Below are 17,113 nucleotides of genomic sequence, written 5' to 3' on the forward strand. Positions count from 1 at the left end.
CCCAGCCGCTTGACCTGCAGCCGGGAAACGGAGGGGAGATACGACTTAATCCCCTCCGTCCCCTTTTACGGTTCTACCTTGCGCGGGAAGGACTGCTCGCGCATCGCGGCGTTGTAGGCGAACGAGGCGACGATGGCCGCGGCCTGCTTCAGGTCTTCCGGTTCGGCGTGGTCCCAGGTGTCCAGGTGGCTGTGGTGGACATTGGTGAAGTAGTCCAGCCGGTCCTGGATGAACTGGAAGCCCGGCAGGCCGATGCGGTCGAAGCTGATGTGGTCGGTGCTGCCGGTGTTGCGGGTGGCCACGGTGGTGGCGCCGACGTCATGGAACGGGGCCAGCCAGGCTTCGAAGATCGGCATCGCCGCCAGGTTTTCCTGCGCGTAGATGCCACGGAAGCGGCCCGAGCCGTTGTCCATGTTGAAGTAGACCTGGAACTTGCTGTAATCGCGGGTCTTCTGCAGCGCGCCGGTCGGTTCGCGCAGCGAGGCCGGCAGCGCCTTCTGCGCCGGGTCGGTGGGCTCCGGGAACCGGCCGAAATGCTTGGCCACATAGGCCTGCGAGCCGATCAGGCCCTGCTCCTCGCCGCTCCACAGCGCCACGCGGATGGTGCGCTTGGGCCTGGCGCCGGTGGCCTTGAGGATGCGCATGGCCTCCATCATTACCGCCACGCCGGCGGCGTTGTCGGCCGCGCCGGTGCCGCTGTGCCAGGAATCCAGGTGCGCACCGATCATCACCACTTCATCGGGCTTGCTGCTGCCGCGGATCTCGGCCAGCGTGTTGTAGCCCGGCTGGTCGGCTTCATCGGTGAAGCGCGCGGCCACATCCACGCGCAGGCGCACGCTCTGCTTGGCCTTCAGCGCGCGCACCAGCGGATTGAAGTGCTCGCTGATCATCGCCAGCTCGGGGATGCCCACCGGCTCGCCGGCCTTGCGCGAGCCGCCGCCGGCAACGCGGATGATGCCATTGTCCCAGCTGCTGATGCTGATCGAGGCCAGCGCGCCCTCTTCGACGAAGAACGCATTGACCTTGGCCGCCAGCTGCTGGCGTTCCTGGTACTCCTTGACCCGCTTGGCGCGCTCGGCGGTGGCGTCCTGGTCCTTCGGCAGGGTGAACTCCTGCAGGCCTTCCAGCGAGGTCGCGTCATGCCGATGGGAATCCGGCTCGGTGCCGCGCTTGTATTCGCGCGCTTCACCCAGCAACAGGATCTTGCCACGCAGCTTGCCGCGGTACTTCTCGATGTCTTCGGGCTTCTTGATCTCGACCTGCACCAGCTCGCCTTCAACCGGGCCCTGGGTGCCCGGCGTCCACGCCTTCGGCAGCGCGTGCAGCGGCTGGATGCGGTCACCCAGCATTTCCACGCTGGCCGAGGTGAACTCCCAGCCACGGCCGAAGTCATCGAAGGCTTCGTCGTGGACGTTGTCCAGCTTCCATTCGTTGAACTTGCCGCGGGTCCACGCGTTGGCCCGGCCCATCGCCGGCGAGTTGGTCAGCCGTGGGCCGATGCGTTCGGTGAGATAGCTGAAGGTGTCCATCACCTGCGAACGATGGAAGGCCTCCTGGCGGATGCGGCTGACCATGTCCAGGTCCACCGTTTCGCGCTGCTGCGCCGCTGCATTGCCACCCATCGCCAGCGCTACGGCCAGCACGCCCCACTTCAACACATCACACCCCTGCCTTCCGGCCTGCTCATCAACCCATCGAGTCTAGCCAGCAGGGGCGCGCCGATACCGTCCCATCGGTCATGGACAGCGACAGTAGATCCACGCCATGCGTGGATGAACTGCCGAATCACCCACTCCAGCCCAGCCACAACTGCGCCCGCTCCGGCAGCAGCAGCAACCAGTGCCGCCGGTCGATGCTGCTGCAGCCGTATACCGCCGCATGCGCCGGCCAGTCATCGGGCAGGCCACCGATGCCGATTTCGGTCAGTGCGTCCGCCCCGGCCTTCCATGGCCGGTAGCGCGGCACCTTCCCCGCCAGCGCACCGCGTCCCTGCCGCGCGCCCTGCAACCAGGCCAGGCCCTTGCCCTGCAATCCCTCGCAGGTCACCGCGGCCAGCTGGAAGCGGACCAGGCCGGGGGCGATCCGTGCCCCCGGCAGGGCCGCCAGCACGCCATGTGCCTGCAGCAGTGCATCCACTTCCAGCAGGGCCGGAATGCCCTGCCGTGCCCGTTGCCGCAATCCCTGGCGCCAGCTCATGGCGTGCTCCTTACTTCAGGTCCGCGCCAAGCGCGTACCAATCGACCCGGCGGGTCACCCACATCGCCAGCGCCAGGATCACGAACAGCAGCAGCGACCCCATCAGCAGCGCGTTGTTCTCCGACACCAGCAGGCCATACAGCGCGCCGTACAGCACGGTCAGCAGCGCAGTGAAGCCGAGGCCGCGCTTCCAGTGGCCCAGCACATTGGCCAGGTACACCGCCTGCAGGCCGATACAGGCCACGGCCGAGACCAGGTAGGCCTTCCAGAACGCGATGTGCTCGGACAGGCTGATCAGCAGCAGGAAGAAGATCGCCAGCGCCAGGCCGACCATCAGGTACTGCAGCGGGTGGATGCGCAGCGACTTGATCAGCTCGAACAAAATGAAGCCGACGAAGGTCAGCAGCACGAACAGCACGCCATACTTCGAGGCGCGGTCGGCCTGGGTATAGGTATCGACCGGATCGACCAGCGACACCGTCACCGCCTGCGAATCGATCGGCCCCTCGCTGCGCAGCTGGCGCTGTGCGTCGGAGGCCAGCGAGGACACGGCCCAGCGTGCATCGAAGCCCTGTGCATCGACGCGCCGCTCGTTGGGCAGGAAGGCGCCGCTGAACGACGGGTGCGGCCAGCTCGAACGCAGCGCGATGCGGGTGTCATCGCCCACTGGCACCACCGACAGCATGCGGCTGCCGTCCAGGCGCAGCTCCAGTTCGATGGTGCTGGCAGCCAGGGAGAGGCCCTGATCCGAGGCAAGACCGCTCACCGGCGCATGCAGGCCACGGCCGATTTCGCTGGCCGCACCAACGCCAGGCAGCAACCGCAGCTGCTTGCCGTCCACGCGCAGGTTCGGCGTGCCGACCAGGCCACGCACATCGGAAACACCCAGCGCTACATAGGGCTCGCCGTAGCTGCGGCCGCTCTTCGATGGATAGTCGTCTGCTGCGAAGGTGGCCTTCAGCTGGCCGTTCCAGCTGTACACCGGCACCTTGAACAGGCCGACTTCGCGCTGGCTCGGCAGCATCTCGCCGCCCACCTCCAGCGACGCTGGCATCTGCAGCCAGTGGCCCTCGGTGACCTGCTCCTCGATCTTCTTGCTGCCCTGGGCGTCAACCACCTCGACCTGCTTGCGTTCCACCCACGGCACCACCCGCACCGGGCCCACCAGCTGCTGCGTGCCGGCACGGCTGTCGGCCACTCGCGCAAAGGCCTCGTCGCGGTACTGGCTGCGCTCGGTGATGACCCCGCGGATCATCATCAGCGGCACCAGCAACAACAGGATCAGCCCGCCGACAATGGCGAACCTCAGCAGCATCTTCAGGGATTTCATGGTCCATCCTCGTTGGAGAGGGCTGCAGGATGGACCGCTGCGGTGAGCAGGGTTTGTGGCGAATTTGAAGCGAGTGTGAAGTCAGCGGCGCGGACGCTGGCCCGGCAGTGCCAACGGCAGCCACAGGCTGGCCACGGTACCACCGCCATCGCGGGCGTCGAGGCTGGCGCGGCCGTCATGCAGGCGCGCGACCTCCTGCACGAACGGCAGGCCCAGACCGGAACTGCGCCGGCCGCTGCCGGGGCGGGCCAGCGAATAGAAGCGTTCGAACACCCGTTCGCGCGCGTAGTCGGGAATGCCGGCACCGCGATCCGCTACCTGCAGGCGCACGCCCTGCCCGTCCACCTCGGCCTGCAGCGCGATCTCCGCGCCGGGCGGCGAGAAGGCAATGGCGTTGTCGATCAGGTTGTGCAACGCCTGCCGCAACAGATAGGCGTCGCCCTGCACCCGAAGGTCGGGCACGCTGCCAATGCGGACCTGCACGCCGGCCGCCTGCGCACGCACCTGCGCCGCCGCTGCCGCATCGGCCAGCAAGGTTGGCAGCGCGATCGGATCGCGGGTCTGCAGCCAGCCGTGCTGTTCCACTTCCGCCAGCGCCAGCAGCTTGTCGATGGTCTCGGTCAGCCGCTCCTGTTGATCAACGATGCTGCGCGCGAAATGCACGCGATCCGCCTCGGGCAGCGGCTCCTGCAGCAGCTCGGCGGCACCGCGGATCGCCGCCAGCGGGCTCTTCATTTCGTGCGTCAGTGACTGCACGTACTGTTCAACGTAGGCCTTGCCTTCCAGCTTGCGGCGCATGGTTTCCAGCGCCTGGCCGAGATCGCCGATCTCGTCGCGTCGCCGCCGTGGCGGTGGCACCGGTTCGCCGGCGGTGACCGCGCGTGCATAGCGGCTGAGCTGGCCGAGGCCGGTGGTGAGCCACATCGTCACCAGCACGCCGACCAGCGCCGACAGCCCGATCAACCAGGCGCCGCGCTCGATGATGGCGCGCTGGCTTGCAGCAATGAACGGATCGATGCTGCGGTTGGGCTGGGCCAGGCTGAGCACGCCGATCAGGGTGCGCCCGTCGGCCGGGTCGTATACCGGGGCCGCCACATGCATCACCGTGTCGCCCTCTTCGCCGCCAGTCTCGGGGCTGGAGCGGGCGCCGTACTCGCCACGCAGGGTGCGGTAGACATCGTTCCAGCGCGAATTGTCACGCCCAAGGTCGCGGCCCAGCGAATCGTAGATGACGATGCCCTTGGCATCGGTGATGGTCACCCGGTAATCCAGCGAGCGCTTGGGAAAACGCCAGACCATCGCCTTCAGGTCGCGCTGCCGCGCCTTGGCCAGGTTGCGGGTGAAGCTGCCGCTGCGGATGGTGCCGTCCTTGACGTCGGCGGCGGCCATCTCGGCCAGCACGTTGGCCGCATCGACCAGGGTCGATTCCATCGCCTGGCGCACACCCGGCTTCACCTCGTTGACGAACACGCGCATTACGAAGAAGGCCGCGATGCCGGTGATCAGGAAGAAGCCCAGGAACAGCTTCAGTACCAGGCGCATCGGCTAGACCTCCAGCGCGTAGCCGAGGCCACGGTGGGTGCGGATCGGGTCGTCGCTGGCACCGGCCGCACGCAGCTTGGCGCGCAGCGTCTTTACATGGGTGTCGACGGTGCGGTCGGCGCTGTCGGCACTGCTGTCCCAGCCCCGGTCCATCAGCTGCGTGCGGCTGAGGATGGCCCCCGGGCGCTGCAGCAGCGCTTCCAGCAACGCGTATTCGTAGCGGGTCAGGTCCAGCGCATGGCCGCGGAAGCGGATGCGCCGGCCTTCGCGGTCGATGGCGAACGCCCCGTGTTCCTGCCAGCCGGCGTCCGCGCGGGGCGCTGCGACGGCCGGTGCCGCACGGCGCAGGCGCGCACGCACCCGCGCCACCAGCTCGCGCGGCGAGAACGGCTTGGTCATGTAATCGTCGGCGCCCAGTTCCAGGCCGAGCACGCGGTCCACTTCATCGTTGCGGGCGGTCAGGAAGATCACCGGCAGCTGTGCCGCCGGCCCGGGCTGCGCGCGCAGCCGCCGGCAGACCTCGAAACCGCCCAGGTCGGGCAGGCCCACGTCCAGCACCACCACGTCGATATCGCCGGCCTGCAGCCGTTGCAGGGCCTCGCCGCCCAGCAGGCAGTGGCTGGCGGCATAGCCTTCGCTGCGCAGCGCATAGAGCACGGTTTCGGCGATGGCGGCTTCGTCCTCGACCACCAGGACATGGGCAACAGGAGCTGTCATGGCGCGCAGCATAGCCGCTGCGGCCGCCGCCCCGTACACTGCCGCCCATGAACTATCGCCACGCCTTCCATGCCGGCAACCACGCCGATGTGCTCAAGCACATCGTGCAGCTGGCCCTGATCGACAGCTTCAAGCGCAAGGACAGCCCGTTCTTCGTGCTCGACACCCACGGCGGTGCCGGCCGTTACCTGCTGGCCAGCGAAGAGAGCCGCAAGACCCTGGAGGCCGAATCCGGGATCATGCGCTTGATGGCCCAGCCCAAGCTGCCCGAGGTGGTCGAGCGCTACCTGAAGGCGGTGCAGGCCGACAACCCGGTGGGCGCGCTGACCAACTACCCGGGCTCACCGCTGCTGAGCGCACAGGCGATGCGCGCGCAGGACCGCATGGCGGTCTGCGAGCTGCAGGAAGCCGAAACGGCCACGCTGAAGGCCCTGTTCGCCCATGACAGCCGCGTCGACGTGCGCCCCGGCGATGGCTATGCCCTTCTTCGTTCGCTGCTGCCGCCGAAGTTCAACGGCAGCAAGATCGGCCGTGGCCTGGTGCTGATCGACCCGCCCTACGAGGCCCAGGACGCCGAATACCAGGCCGTCCTGGCCGCCCTGGCCGAGACCCTGGCACGTTGGCCGCAGGCCACCTGCGCGGTGTGGTTCCCGATCAAGCAGCGCCGCACCATCCTGCACTTCCTGCGCAAGGCCACCGCCCTGCCGGTGAAATCGGCGATGACGATCGAGTTCCTGGTGCGCCCGGACGACTCGCCGCTGCGCCTCAACGGCAGCGGCATGCTGCTGCTCAACCCGCCGTGGCAGTTCGACCGGGTGGTCGGCCCGGCCCTGCCGGCGCTGCGCCAGCACCTGGGCGAACCCGGGGCCAGCACCCGCCTGGATTGGCTCAAAGCCCCCGAATAACGGCCTTCACGAGGCTGTACCGCCGTGAGCCTTTCGTTCACGGAATGCAGCCCCGGTGATGCCACAATCGATGGACCACCAAGGAATCACCCGGTATGGCCACTCGCAACCGCATGCCGCCCTGGCATGAGATCTTCAAGGCTCCCAGCGGCCACGAGCTGCTGATCCGCCCCATCCGCCCGGAAGATGGCGCACCGCTGCAAGCGGCGTTCAGCCTGTTCGGGCCGGAAGAAATCCGTGATCGTTTCCTGCAGGCGGTGACCGAGCTTTCGCCGGAAACCACCCAGCGCCTGACCCACCCGAATCCCAAGACCGAGATCACCCTGGTCGCAGCCGAATCCCTGCCCGCTGGCGAAGCGGTGGTCGGCGCGGTCGCCCGGGCCTCGATCATCCCCGGCACCCGTGAAGCCGAGTACGCGATCCTGATCAGCCGCTTCCTCATTGGCCAGGGCCTGGGCCGGCAGCTGATGCGCAAGCTGGTGAAGTGGGGCCGCGGCAAGTACCTGGACCGCCTGTACGGCGACGTTGCCGCCGAGAACGAGCCGATGAAGCAGCTGGCCGCCTCGCTGGGCTTCAAGCCGGTGCCGCACCCGACCGGTGCCGAAGGCCTGGTGCGGATGGTGCTGGAGCTGGACAACTGAAGGCCGCGCCGGGCATGCCCCGGCGATGTATTCCGGTCGTGCCGGCCGCTGGCCGGCATTCCGCTACCCCAACGGCGCATGAGGCCGCCGGCCAGCGGCCGTCACGATCCGCCGGGCTTCGATCGGGCTTCTGCTAAAATCCGGGGTCCATGTCGCGTACCTCATACCCCGCCCCGCCGCTGCCGCGCGCCGGCCAGCTCCGCGCCTGGTGGCGCGCCCCCGCATCGCCGACCGCCCTGGCCTGGTACCTGGCCCAGGCCGCGCGTGCGCACGACGCGCCCCTGCTGGTGATCGCCCGTGACAACCACGGTGCCAACCAGCTCGAAGCCGACCTGCACACCCTGCTCGGCGGTGACCCGGCCCTGCCGGTGGTCGCCTTCCCGGACTGGGAAACCCTGCCCTACGACCGCTTCAGCCCGCATCCGGACATCATTTCGCAGCGACTGTCCGCCCTGCACCGCCTGCCCGCGCTGAAGCGCGGCCTGGTGATCGTGCCGGTGCAGACCCTGCTGCAGCAGCTGGCCCCGCGCAGCTACGTGATCGGCGGCAGCTTCGACCTGAAGGTCGGCCAGCGCCTGGACCTGGAGGCCGAGAAGCGCCGCCTGGAAAGCGCCGGCTACCGCAACGTGCCGCAGGTGATGGACCCGGGTGACTTCGCTGTGCGCGGCGGCCTGCTCGACGTGTACCCGATGGGTGCCGACGAGCCGCTGCGGGTGGAGCTGCTGGACGAGGACATCGATTCGATCCGTGCCTTCGATCCGGAAAGCCAGCGTTCGCTGGACAAGGTCGAGGCGGTGCACATGCTGCCGGGCCGCGAAGTGCCGATGGATGAAGCCAGCATCGCCCGCGTGCTGGCCACGCTGCGCGAGCGTTTCGATGTCGATACCCGGCGCAGTTCGTTGTACCAGGACCTGAAGTCCGGGCTGGCGCCGGCCGGCGTCGAGTACTACCTGCCGCTGTTCTTCGAACGCACCGCGACCCTGTTCGACTACCTGCCCGACGGCAGCCTGCCGGTGGTCTGCGCCGGTGCCGGCGAAGCCGCCGAGGCATTCTGGGCGCAGACCGGTGAGCGCTACGAACAACGCCGCCACGATGTGGAACGGCCGCTGCTGCCGCCGTCCGCGCTGTACCTGTCGCCGGAGCTGCTGCGCGAGCGTCTGAACGATGCCCCGCGCATCGAGGTGTGGTCGGCTGACCACGCACGCATCGCCGACGCGCACGCGCTGGGCGACCAGCCGCTGCCGCCGCTGCCGGTGGCCGCGCGCGAGGCGCCCGCAGGCGACGCGCTGAAATCCTTCCTCGGCCATTATCCGGGCCGGGTGCTGATCGCCGCCGATTCGCCCGGCCGCCGCGAGGCGCTGCTGGAAGTGCTGCAGGCCGCCGAGTTGAAGCCGCCGGTGGCGGCCGACCTGCCCAGCTTCCTCGCCGACGATGCGCGCTTCGCGATCGCGGTGGCGCCGCTGGAGGATGGCTTCGCACTGGACGACCCGCGCATCGCGGTGCTGACCGAGCGCCAGCTGTTCCCCGAACGCGCCGGCAGCACCCGTCGCACGCGCCGTGCCGGCCGCGAGCCGGAAGCGATCATCCGCGACCTTGGCGAGCTGACCGAGGGTGCGCCGATCGTGCACGAGGACCATGGCGTCGGCCGCTACCGCGGCCTGATCGCGATGGACGTCGGCGGCATGCCCGGCGAGTTCCTCGAAATCGAATACGCCAAGGGTGACCGCCTGTATGTGCCGGTCGCCCAGCTGCACCTGATCAGCCGCTACTCCGGTGCGTCGGCGGAAACCGCGCCGCTGCATTCGCTGGGTGGCGAACAGTGGAGCAAGGCCAAGCGCAAGGCCGCCGAGAAGGTGCGCGACGTCGCCGCCGAGCTGCTGGAGATCCAGGCCCGCCGCCAGGCGCGTGCCGGCCTGGCACTGCAGGTGGACCGCGCGATGTACGAGCCGTTCGCCGCCGGTTTCCCGTTCGAGGAAACGCCGGACCAGCTGGCCGCGATCGACGCCACCCTGCGCGACCTGGCCAGCAGCCAGCCGATGGACCGCGTGGTCTGCGGCGACGTCGGCTTCGGCAAGACCGAGGTGGCAGTGCGTGCGGCATTCGCGGCCGCCAGTGCCGGCAAGCAGGTGGCCGTGCTGGTGCCGACCACGCTGCTGGCCGAACAGCATTACCGCAACTTCCGCGACCGTTTCGCCGATTACCCGCTGAAGGTCGAGGTGCTGTCGCGCTTCAAGACCACCAAGGAAATCAAGGCCGAGCTGGAAAAGGTCGCCGCCGGCACCATCGACGTCATCGTCGGTACCCATCGCCTGCTGCAGCCGGACGTGAAGTTCAAGGACCTGGGCATGGTCATCGTCGACGAGGAGCAGCGTTTCGGCGTGCGCCAGAAGGAAGCGCTGAAGGCGCTGCGCGCCAACGTGCACCTGCTGACCCTGACCGCCACGCCGATTCCGCGCACGCTGAACATGGCCATGGCCGGCCTGCGCGACCTGTCGATCATCGCCACGCCGCCGCCGAACCGGCTGGCGGTGCAGACCTTCATCACCCAGTGGGACAACGCGCTGCTGCGCGAAGCCTTCCAGCGCGAGCTGGCGCGTGGTGGCCAGCTGTACTTCCTGCACAACGACGTGGAAAGCATCGGCCGCATGCAGCGCGAGCTGTCCGAGCTGGTGCCCGAGGCACGCATCGGCATCGCCCACGGCCAGATGCCCGAGCGCGAGCTGGAAAAGGTGATGCTGGATTTCCAGAAGCAGCGCTTCAACGTGCTGCTGTCGACCACGATCATCGAGTCGGGCATCGACATCCCCAACGCCAACACCATCATCATCAACCGCGCCGACCGCTTCGGCCTGGCCCAGCTGCACCAGCTGCGTGGCCGCGTCGGTCGTTCGCACCACCGCGCCTACGCCTACCTGGTGGCGCCCGACCGCCGTTCGATCACCCCGGATGCGGAGAAGCGCCTGGAAGCGATCGCCTCGATGGACGAACTCGGCGCCGGCTTCACCCTGGCCACGCACGATCTGGAGATCCGCGGCGCCGGTGAACTGCTCGGCGAGGACCAGAGCGGGCAGATGGCCGAGGTCGGCTTCAGCCTGTACACCGAACTGCTGGAGCGCGCGGTGCGCAGCATCAAGCAGGGCAAGCTGCCCGACCTGGATGCCGGCGAGGAAGTACGCGGTGCCGAGGTCGAACTGCATGTGCCGGCGCTGATTCCGGAAGACTACCTGCCGGACGTGCACACCCGTCTGACACTGTACAAGCGCATTTCCAGCGCGCGCGACAGCGATGCGCTGCGCGAGCTGCAGGTGGAGATGATCGACCGCTTTGGCCTGCTGCCGGATGCGGCCAAGCACCTGTTCGCCATCGCCGAGCTGAAGTTGAAAGCCAATACGCTGGGCATCCGCAAGCTCGACCTGGGTGAGAACGGTGGCCGCATCGTGTTCGAATCCAAGCCGAACATCGACCCGATGGCGGTGATCCAGCTGATCCAGAAACAACCGAACCTGTACGCCATGGAAGGGCCTGACAAGCTGCGCATCAAGCACCCGCTGCCGTTGCCGGAAGACCGCTTCAACGCGGCCCGCGCCCTTCTGACCACCCTCGCCCCGGGTTGATCGCCCCCGAATACCCCGCACCGGTCCCCACCCGGTGCGGGCGGATGACCATGTTTCCTGACGCCGTACCCGCCCCCGACCTGCTGCACGCGCAGGCCTGCCTGATCGATGCCCTTTCGATGTCGCTGCAGATGCGCGACGCCTATACCCGCCACCACTGCGACCGCGTCGGCCTGTTCGCGCAGCGCCTTGCCGCGCACTGCGATCTCGATGACGAGGCCTGTGCGCAGATCGGCCTGGCCGCGCGCTTCCACGACATCGGCAAGATCGGCATTCCCGACGATGTGCTGCTGGCACCGCGCCGGCACACCGATGAGGAGCGCGCGATCATGCGCGAGCACCCGGTGCGCGGCGAGCATATCTTCCTGGCCACCGGCCGCAGCGACGCCGCGCCCGTGGCGCGACTGATCCGCGCCCATCACGAAGCCTTCGATGGCAGCGGCTATCCCGATGGGCTGCGCGGCGAATCCATCCCGCTGGGCGCGCGCATCGTCACCATCGCCGATGCCTACGATGCGATGACCAGCGTGCGCCCGTACCGCGACGCGATGGAGCACGAAACCGCATTGCGGATCATCGAAGCGCAATCCGGCGGGCTGGTGGACCCCTACGTGCTGCAGCGCTTCCATCGCATGCTGGCACGGGAGCCGGAGCTGGCCTGAGATCCACCGGGCACCGCCCGACGCCACCAACCGCGCAAACAAAAGGCCCGGCATTCGCCGGGCCTTCTGCATCACGCATCACGCATGATCGATTACCAGATCACCACGCGCTTGTCGTCGGCACGCACCATCGCGTCGCCGGCCTTGCACTGGAATGCAGCGGCATAGGACGGCATGTTCGACGGCGCGCCGTTGGCACGGAAGTTGGCCGGGGCGTGCGGGTCGGTGTTCAATCGGACGCGCAGCTCACCATCGGTGAAGTTGCGGCGCCACACGGTGGCCCAGTTCATGAAGAAGCGCTGGTCCTGGCTGTGGCCGTCCACTTCGACATTCGCCTTCGGGTCCTCCTTCAGCGCCATCTGCAACGCGTCGTAGGCCACGGTCAGGCCACCCAGGTCGCCGATGTTCTCGCCCAGGGTCAGCTTGCCCTTCACGAACACGCCCGGCACCGATTCATAGCCGTCGAACTGCGCGACCAGCTGGTCGGTACGCTCGGTGAAGGCCTTGCGGTCGGCATCGGTCCACCAGTTGTCGAAGTTGCCGTTGGCGGCGAACTGGCTGCCCGAGTCGTCGTAGCCGTGCATCATTTCGTGGCCGATGACCGCACCGATGCCGCCGTAGTTCAGCGCCGGATCGGCCTTGGCGTCGAAGAACGGTGCCTGCAGGATCGCCGCCGGGAACACGATCTCGTTCTTGGTGGCGTTGTAGTACGCGTTGACGGTCTGCGGGGTCATGCCCCACTCGGTCTTGTCCACCGGCTTGCCGATCTTGTCCAGCATGTAGCGGTAGTTGAACGCACGTGCCGCCTGCATGTTGCCCAGGTAGCTGTCGCCGTTGGTCTGCAGGCCCGCCCAGTCACGCCACTTGTCCGGGTAACCGATCTTCGGGGTGAAGCTGGCCCACTTCTCCAGGGCCTTCTTCTTGGTTTCTTCGCCCATCCACGGCAGCTGCTCCAGGCGCGCCTTCAGCGCCTGCGACAGGTTTTCCACCAGGTGCTGCATGGCCACCTTGGATTCGGCCGGGAACACGGCGTCGACGTACAGTTGGCCCAGGGCTTCACCCATGCCACCGTTGACCGACTCCAGCACGCGCTTCCAGCGCGGCTGCATTTCCTGCTGGCCGCGCAGGGTCTTGCCATAGAACTCGAAGTTGGCCTTTTCGAACTGGCTGCTCAGGTACGGCGAGGCGTCGTCGATGGTGTGGAAGCGCAGGTAGGCCTGCCAGGTGCTGGCCGGCACGTCGGCCAGCATCTTGTCCATTTCACCGAAGAAGCCCGGCTGGGCCAGCGAGAACTTCTGCGCGGCCGGCACCTTCAGGGTGTCGAACAGCGCGGTCCAGCTGAAGTTCGGGGTCAGCTTGTCGGCGTCGGCCGCGCTGAGCGGGTTGTAGCGCTTGGCCGGGTCACGCATTTCAATGCGCGACATCGAGGCCTTGGCCAGGCGGGTTTCAAAGGCCATCACAGCCTTGGCCTGCTCGGCCGCCTGCGCCGCGTCCACGCCGGACAGGGTCAGCACCTGTGCGATGTAGGCCACGTAGGCATCGCGGATCTTGGCCTGCGCGTCGTCGAAGTAGTAGCCCTTCTCCGGCAGACCGAGGCCGCCCTGGCCGACGTAGGCGATGACGTTGGCCGAATCCTTGTAGTCGGCATTGGCGAACAGCGAGAACAGCACGCCCTTGCCCTCGGCCTGGCTGTCGCGCAGGTACTGGGTGATCGCAGCGGTATCGTTCAGCGCGGTGATCTTGTCCAGCTGCGGCTGCAGCGGAGCGAGGCCGGCGGCTTCGATCTTGGCTTCGTCGTTGCCGGTCTTCCAGATGTCACCGATCTTGGCTTCCACCGAGCCGGCCTTGGCCTGACTGGCGGCGGCCTGCTGCACCAGCGTGTGCTGCACTTCCAGCGAGCGCTCGCGCAGGATCTCGAAGCTGCCCCAGGTGGTCTGGTCGCCCGGCACCGGGTTGGCCTTCCGCCACTTGCTGTTGACGAAGCCATTGAGGTCGGTACAGGCCGAAATGGCCGGGTCCAGATCGGCGCTGTTGAGCGAGATCAGCGGCGTCTTGATCTGCGACAGGTCGAAGGCCGGCTTGGCGTCGGCGCTGGCCGCCGGCGCGGTTTCATTCTTGCCACAGGCCGCCAGCGAGGCAGCGATGGCGATGGTCAGGCCCAGCGGGACCAGGTTGCGGACGTTCATGAGGCTCTCCTGCGGGTAATTTCACAGGGTAGCCGGGGGAACGGAGCTGGGGACCGGCCAAAGGTCACGAGCCCGTGGAGTCGCCAACCAACTGCATGCCGGTATTCTTAATCTTCCCGATCACCGGATCTCACGCCCATGGACGACGCTGCGCTGCTACTGGCCCTCGACCGCTGCGAGTATCTATTCCTGACGGGTATTGGCGAACCGGAGGCCAACTGTCTGCGGCTGGTCATCGAAGAGGGACAGGTGAAAGGAGAGCCTCGCCCAGTGGACCTCGGCAATGGACGTTCGATCGAGGGCGTGCGCGCGATAGAGATAACCTCCCATTCGCAGCGGTTCGAGCTGGTTTGGAACGCCTACATCAGCTACGCCGTGCACAACGAGTCCTACCAGAGCTGGGACGACTCCGAAACCTGGAGCGGCAACCTGTTCCGCCGTTACAGCCGTTCGAAGTTCCTCGATTATCTGGACCGTGCCACCTTCGCCGACACCCGCTACCCCGGCCCATTCACGCACTATCAGGTGATATGCCAGGACCACGTCATCGACATTGCCGCGTTGCAGCCGCCGAGCGCGCGTCTGTTGGGTCCTTCGTAGCTGGCAGATGCAGCCACCCATGGGGTGGCTCTACTGGGGTGCGACAGCGTCAGTCGAGCATGGCTCGACTCTACAAAAGCGAAGGCCGGCTTGCGCCGGCCTTCTGCTTCTTTATTTCGCCTTGCCCTGGTTGGCCACGGCTTCAGCGGCCTTGCGCGCTGCTTCCGGGTCGCCCAGGTAGCGGAACGACTTCACCGTCAGGTCGTCGTTCAATTCGAACAGCAGCGGGATGCCGGTCGGGATGTTCAGCTCGAGGATTTCCTCGCGCGAGACGTTGTTGAGGTACTTGTACAGCGCGCGCAGCGAGTTGCCGTGGGCGGTGACCAGCACGGTCTTGCCGTCCTTCAGCTGCGGCGCGATGGCGTCGTGCCAGTACGGCAGCACGCGGTCCAGCGTGGTCGCCAGCGATTCGGTGCCCGGCAGCGCGTTGCGGTCCAGGCCGGCGTAGCGGCGGTCATGGATCGGGTGGCCCGGATCTTCCAGGTCCATGGCCGGCGGCGGGATGTCGTACGAACGACGCCACACCTTGACCTGCTCCTCGCCGTGCTTGGCAGCGGTCTCAGCCTTGTCCAGGCCCTGCAGGCCACCGTAGTGGCGCTCGTTGAGACGCCAGGACTTGTTCACCGGCAGCCAGTCCTGTTCCAGCTCGGCCAGTGCGCCCTGCAGGGTGTGGATGGCGCGCTTGAGCACGGAGGTGTGGGCGACGTCGAACTGCAGGCCTTCCTCGCGCATCAGGCGACCCGCGGCGGCCGCTTCCCGGCGCCCCTGCTCGGTCAGGTCGACATCGACCCAGCCGGTGAAGCGGTTGTCCAGGTTCCACTGGCTCTGGCCATGGCGCAACAGTACGAGTTTACGGGTCACTGCAGGGTCTCCAACGCGAGGAAAGGCAGGCTGCCATTGTAGCCCCGGGCGCCGCTCACCGGGCCGTGGCACCGCGCATGCGATGCTGTGACCAATGAATACGGTGATCGACCCCGGGCGCTGGGAAGGCAGCGTCGCCGCGGCACGCGCGCAGCAGCTGCAGCTGGCAGGCCGCGTGGAGCGCCAGGACCGCCTGCCACGCACGGTGCGCTGGCTGGCCGGGCTGGATGTCGGCTTTGAAGACGGCGGCGCCATCACCCGCGCCGCGGCGGTACTGCTGGACGGGGAGACGCTGCAGCCTGTGGTGCAGGAGATCGCGCGCATCCCCACGGTGATGCCCTACATCCCCGGCCTGCTCAGCTTCCGCGAGCTGCCGGCACTGCTGGCCGCGCTGGCGCTGCTGCCGCGCACGCCGGACCTGGTGTTCGTCGATGGCCATGGCATCAGCCACCCGCGCCGGCTGGGCGTGGCCGCTCACCTCGGTGTGGTCACCGACCTGCCGAGCATCGGCGTGGCCAAGTCGAAGCTGGTCGGCCGGTTCGTCGAACCGGGCGCCGAGGCCGGCGCACATACGCCGCTGATGGATGGCGATGAGCAACTGGGCTGGGTGCTGCGCAGCAAGGTGCGCTGCAAGCCACTGTTCGTGGCCGGCGGCCATCGGGTCAGTGCGGATACCGCGCTGGACTGGGTGCAGCGCACGCTGCGCGGCTACCGGTTGCCGGAGCCGACCCGGCTGGCGGACCGGCTGGCCTCGCGACGGGACGAATGACCGCACCGGGCACCGCCCGGCGCGGTCGTCATCCTCGATCAACGATGCACGTGGCCGCGATGGCCCTGCGCGTCCTCGCCATGGTCGTGGCCTTCATGGCCCTCGTGCTCGCTGCCCTTGGCCGGCGCCGGCTCACCACAGGCTTCGCCGCAGTGGTCCGCTTCGATCTGCAGCGTCACGTGCTCGATCCCGAAGTCATCGTGCAGGCGCCCGCCCAGCTCACGGCGCAGCGCATCGGCATCGGTGCCGTCGCGCATCACGATGTGCGCGGTCAGCGCCGGGGTGCTGGAGGCCAGCGCCCACACGTGCAGGTCATGCACGTCCAGCACGGCGGCATGGCCGGACAGGCTGTCGCGCACCTTGGCCACGTCCATGCCCTTGGGCACGCCTTCCAGCAGCACGTTGATCGCCTCTCGCATCAGCACGTACGTGCGCGGCAGTACCCACAGGCCGATCAGTACCGCCAGGATCGGGTCGATCGGCTTCCAGCCGGTCCACTTGATCAGCAATGCACCGGCGATCACGGCCACCGAGCCGAGCATGTCCGCCCACACTTCCAGGTAGGCGCCCTTCACGTTGAGGCTCTCGCCACTGCCCGCCTGCAGCAGGCGCATCGAGATCAGGTTGATGACCAGGCCCGCGGCGGCGATCACCAGCATGCCGGAGGAGGCAATCTCCTGCGGCTCGCGGAAGCGCCCGACCGCCTCCCACAGGATGTAGGCGGCAACCACGAACAGCATGGCGCCGTTGATCATCGCGCCCAGCGCTTCCAGGCGTGCGTAGCCGTAGGTGCGGCGCGCGTCCGGCGGGCGCCGGCTCAGCCGCACCGCGACCAGCGCGATCATCAGCGCCAACGCATCGGTGGCCATGTGCGCGGCGTCTGACAGCAGCGCCAGGCTGTTGGTCCAGAACGCGCCCACCACCTCGACGACGAGGAAGGTGGAGGTCAGGCCGAGTGCCCACCACAAGGGTTTCTCGTGACGGATCTCGGATGGCAGGTGATCGTGGTCGTGGCCCATGGCAACAGCTCCTTTGCGATGCGGTGCAGGCTACGCCGTGCTGGCGGGGGAGACTATTACGGTGTTTATAA

General features: G+C 67.7%; 14 protein-coding genes. 6 read left to right on the forward strand and 8 right to left on the reverse strand.

Translation table 11 applies throughout. The annotated features are described in order from the left end of the window. Window positions 1-65: 65 nt before the first annotated feature. The 5 genes from ACXI0D_RS05775 to creB form a co-directional block, all read right to left on the reverse strand. Complete coding sequence (locus tag ACXI0D_RS05775; protein ID WP_119007065.1) at window positions 66-1,658, reverse strand: M20/M25/M40 family metallo-hydrolase; 1,593 nt, start codon at window positions 1,656-1,658, stop codon at window positions 66-68. A gap of 127 nt (window positions 1,659-1,785) precedes the next feature. Next, complete coding sequence (locus ACXI0D_RS05780) at window positions 1,786-2,196, reverse strand: hypothetical protein (protein WP_049446331.1); 411 nt, start codon at window positions 2,194-2,196, stop codon at window positions 1,786-1,788. Between the two features lie 10 nt (window positions 2,197-2,206). Continuing rightward, the gene (gene creD / locus ACXI0D_RS05785) at window positions 2,207-3,526 is read right to left on the reverse strand and encodes a cell envelope integrity protein CreD (RefSeq protein WP_479642405.1); all 1,320 of its coding nucleotides are present in this window, start codon (window positions 3,524-3,526) and stop codon (window positions 2,207-2,209) included. Between the two features lie 81 nt (window positions 3,527-3,607). Next, entirely contained in the window at window positions 3,608-5,068 is a 1,461-nt protein-coding gene (gene creC / locus ACXI0D_RS05790; RefSeq protein ID WP_479642406.1) for a two-component system sensor histidine kinase CreC, read from the reverse strand. Between the two features lie 3 nt (window positions 5,069-5,071). Further along, entirely contained in the window at window positions 5,072-5,797 is a 726-nt protein-coding gene (gene creB, locus ACXI0D_RS05795) for a two-component system response regulator CreB (RefSeq protein ID WP_458220097.1), read from the reverse strand. Window positions 5,798-5,832: 35 nt separating this feature from the next. Here creB and ACXI0D_RS05800 point away from each other — a divergent pair, with 35 nt between their 5' ends. From ACXI0D_RS05800 to ACXI0D_RS05815, 4 genes are all read left to right on the forward strand, one after another. Next, window positions 5,833-6,690 (forward strand): 23S rRNA (adenine(2030)-N(6))-methyltransferase RlmJ, encoded by an 858-nt coding sequence (locus tag ACXI0D_RS05800; protein ID WP_049446337.1) that lies wholly within the window; start codon window positions 5,833-5,835, stop codon window positions 6,688-6,690. Between the two features lie 95 nt (window positions 6,691-6,785). Next, entirely contained in the window at window positions 6,786-7,331 is a 546-nt protein-coding gene (locus ACXI0D_RS05805) for a GNAT family N-acetyltransferase (RefSeq protein ID WP_004150340.1), read from the forward strand. Between the two features lie 149 nt (window positions 7,332-7,480). Further along, window positions 7,481-10,945 (forward strand): transcription-repair coupling factor, encoded by a 3,465-nt coding sequence (gene mfd / locus ACXI0D_RS05810; protein WP_119007071.1) that lies wholly within the window; start codon window positions 7,481-7,483, stop codon window positions 10,943-10,945. A 44-nt stretch (window positions 10,946-10,989) separates the two neighbouring features. Further along, complete coding sequence (locus tag ACXI0D_RS05815; protein ID WP_049446339.1) at window positions 10,990-11,607, forward strand: HD-GYP domain-containing protein; 618 nt, start codon at window positions 10,990-10,992, stop codon at window positions 11,605-11,607. Between the two features lie 92 nt (window positions 11,608-11,699). Here the strand turns inward: ACXI0D_RS05815 and ACXI0D_RS05820 are convergent, their stop codons facing one another. Beyond that, entirely contained in the window at window positions 11,700-13,793 is a 2,094-nt protein-coding gene (locus tag ACXI0D_RS05820; protein WP_479642407.1) for a M13 family metallopeptidase, read from the reverse strand. A 138-nt stretch (window positions 13,794-13,931) separates the two neighbouring features. Between ACXI0D_RS05820 and ACXI0D_RS05825 the strand changes: the two genes are divergently transcribed. Then, window positions 13,932-14,393 (forward strand): hypothetical protein, encoded by a 462-nt coding sequence (locus tag ACXI0D_RS05825; protein ID WP_049446344.1) that lies wholly within the window; start codon window positions 13,932-13,934, stop codon window positions 14,391-14,393. Between the two features lie 111 nt (window positions 14,394-14,504). Here ACXI0D_RS05825 and gpmA read toward each other — a convergent pair whose 3' ends face one another. Next, window positions 14,505-15,254: a 2,3-diphosphoglycerate-dependent phosphoglycerate mutase gene (gpmA, locus tag ACXI0D_RS05830; protein WP_032127519.1), complete on the reverse strand. Its 750-nt coding sequence runs from the start codon at window positions 15,252-15,254 to the stop codon at window positions 14,505-14,507. A 94-nt stretch (window positions 15,255-15,348) separates the two neighbouring features. Here gpmA and nfi point away from each other — a divergent pair, with 94 nt between their 5' ends. Further along, a complete protein-coding gene (gene nfi / locus ACXI0D_RS05835) occupies window positions 15,349-16,023 on the forward strand; it encodes a deoxyribonuclease V (RefSeq protein WP_479642408.1) in 675 nt (224 codons plus the stop codon). Between the two features lie 38 nt (window positions 16,024-16,061). On the opposite strand, the gene ACXI0D_RS05840 is transcribed toward nfi, so the two are convergent. After that, window positions 16,062-17,042: a cation diffusion facilitator family transporter gene (locus ACXI0D_RS05840; protein ID WP_101765157.1), complete on the reverse strand. Its 981-nt coding sequence runs from the start codon at window positions 17,040-17,042 to the stop codon at window positions 16,062-16,064. Window positions 17,043-17,113 lie beyond the last annotated feature (71 nt).

The sequence above is a fragment of the Stenotrophomonas sp. C9D9 genome (assembly GCF_056491205.1).

Coding starts and splice junctions, on each gene's coding strand:
- mfd (WP_119007071.1), top strand. CDS start 7,481: ATGTCGCGTACCTCATACCCCGCCCCGCCGCTGCCGCGCGCCGGCCAG.
- ACXI0D_RS05805 (WP_004150340.1), top strand. CDS start 6,786: ATGGCCACTCGCAACCGCATGCCGCCCTGGCATGAGATCTTCAAGGCT.
- nfi (WP_479642408.1), top strand. CDS start 15,349: ATGAATACGGTGATCGACCCCGGGCGCTGGGAAGGCAGCGTCGCCGCG.
- ACXI0D_RS05780 (WP_049446331.1), bottom strand. CDS start 2,196: ATGAGCTGGCGCCAGGGATTGCGGCAACGGGCACGGCAGGGCATTCCG.
- ACXI0D_RS05825 (WP_049446344.1), top strand. CDS start 13,932: ATGGACGACGCTGCGCTGCTACTGGCCCTCGACCGCTGCGAGTATCTA.
- creD (WP_479642405.1), bottom strand. CDS start 3,526: ATGAAATCCCTGAAGATGCTGCTGAGGTTCGCCATTGTCGGCGGGCTG.
- creB (WP_458220097.1), bottom strand. CDS start 5,797: ATGCTGCGCGCCATGACAGCTCCTGTTGCCCATGTCCTGGTGGTCGAG.
- ACXI0D_RS05800 (WP_049446337.1), top strand. CDS start 5,833: ATGAACTATCGCCACGCCTTCCATGCCGGCAACCACGCCGATGTGCTC.
- ACXI0D_RS05820 (WP_479642407.1), bottom strand. CDS start 13,793: ATGAACGTCCGCAACCTGGTCCCGCTGGGCCTGACCATCGCCATCGCT.
- ACXI0D_RS05815 (WP_049446339.1), top strand. CDS start 10,990: ATGACCATGTTTCCTGACGCCGTACCCGCCCCCGACCTGCTGCACGCG.
- ACXI0D_RS05840 (WP_101765157.1), bottom strand. CDS start 17,042: ATGGGCCACGACCACGATCACCTGCCATCCGAGATCCGTCACGAGAAA.
- creC (WP_479642406.1), bottom strand. CDS start 5,068: ATGCGCCTGGTACTGAAGCTGTTCCTGGGCTTCTTCCTGATCACCGGC.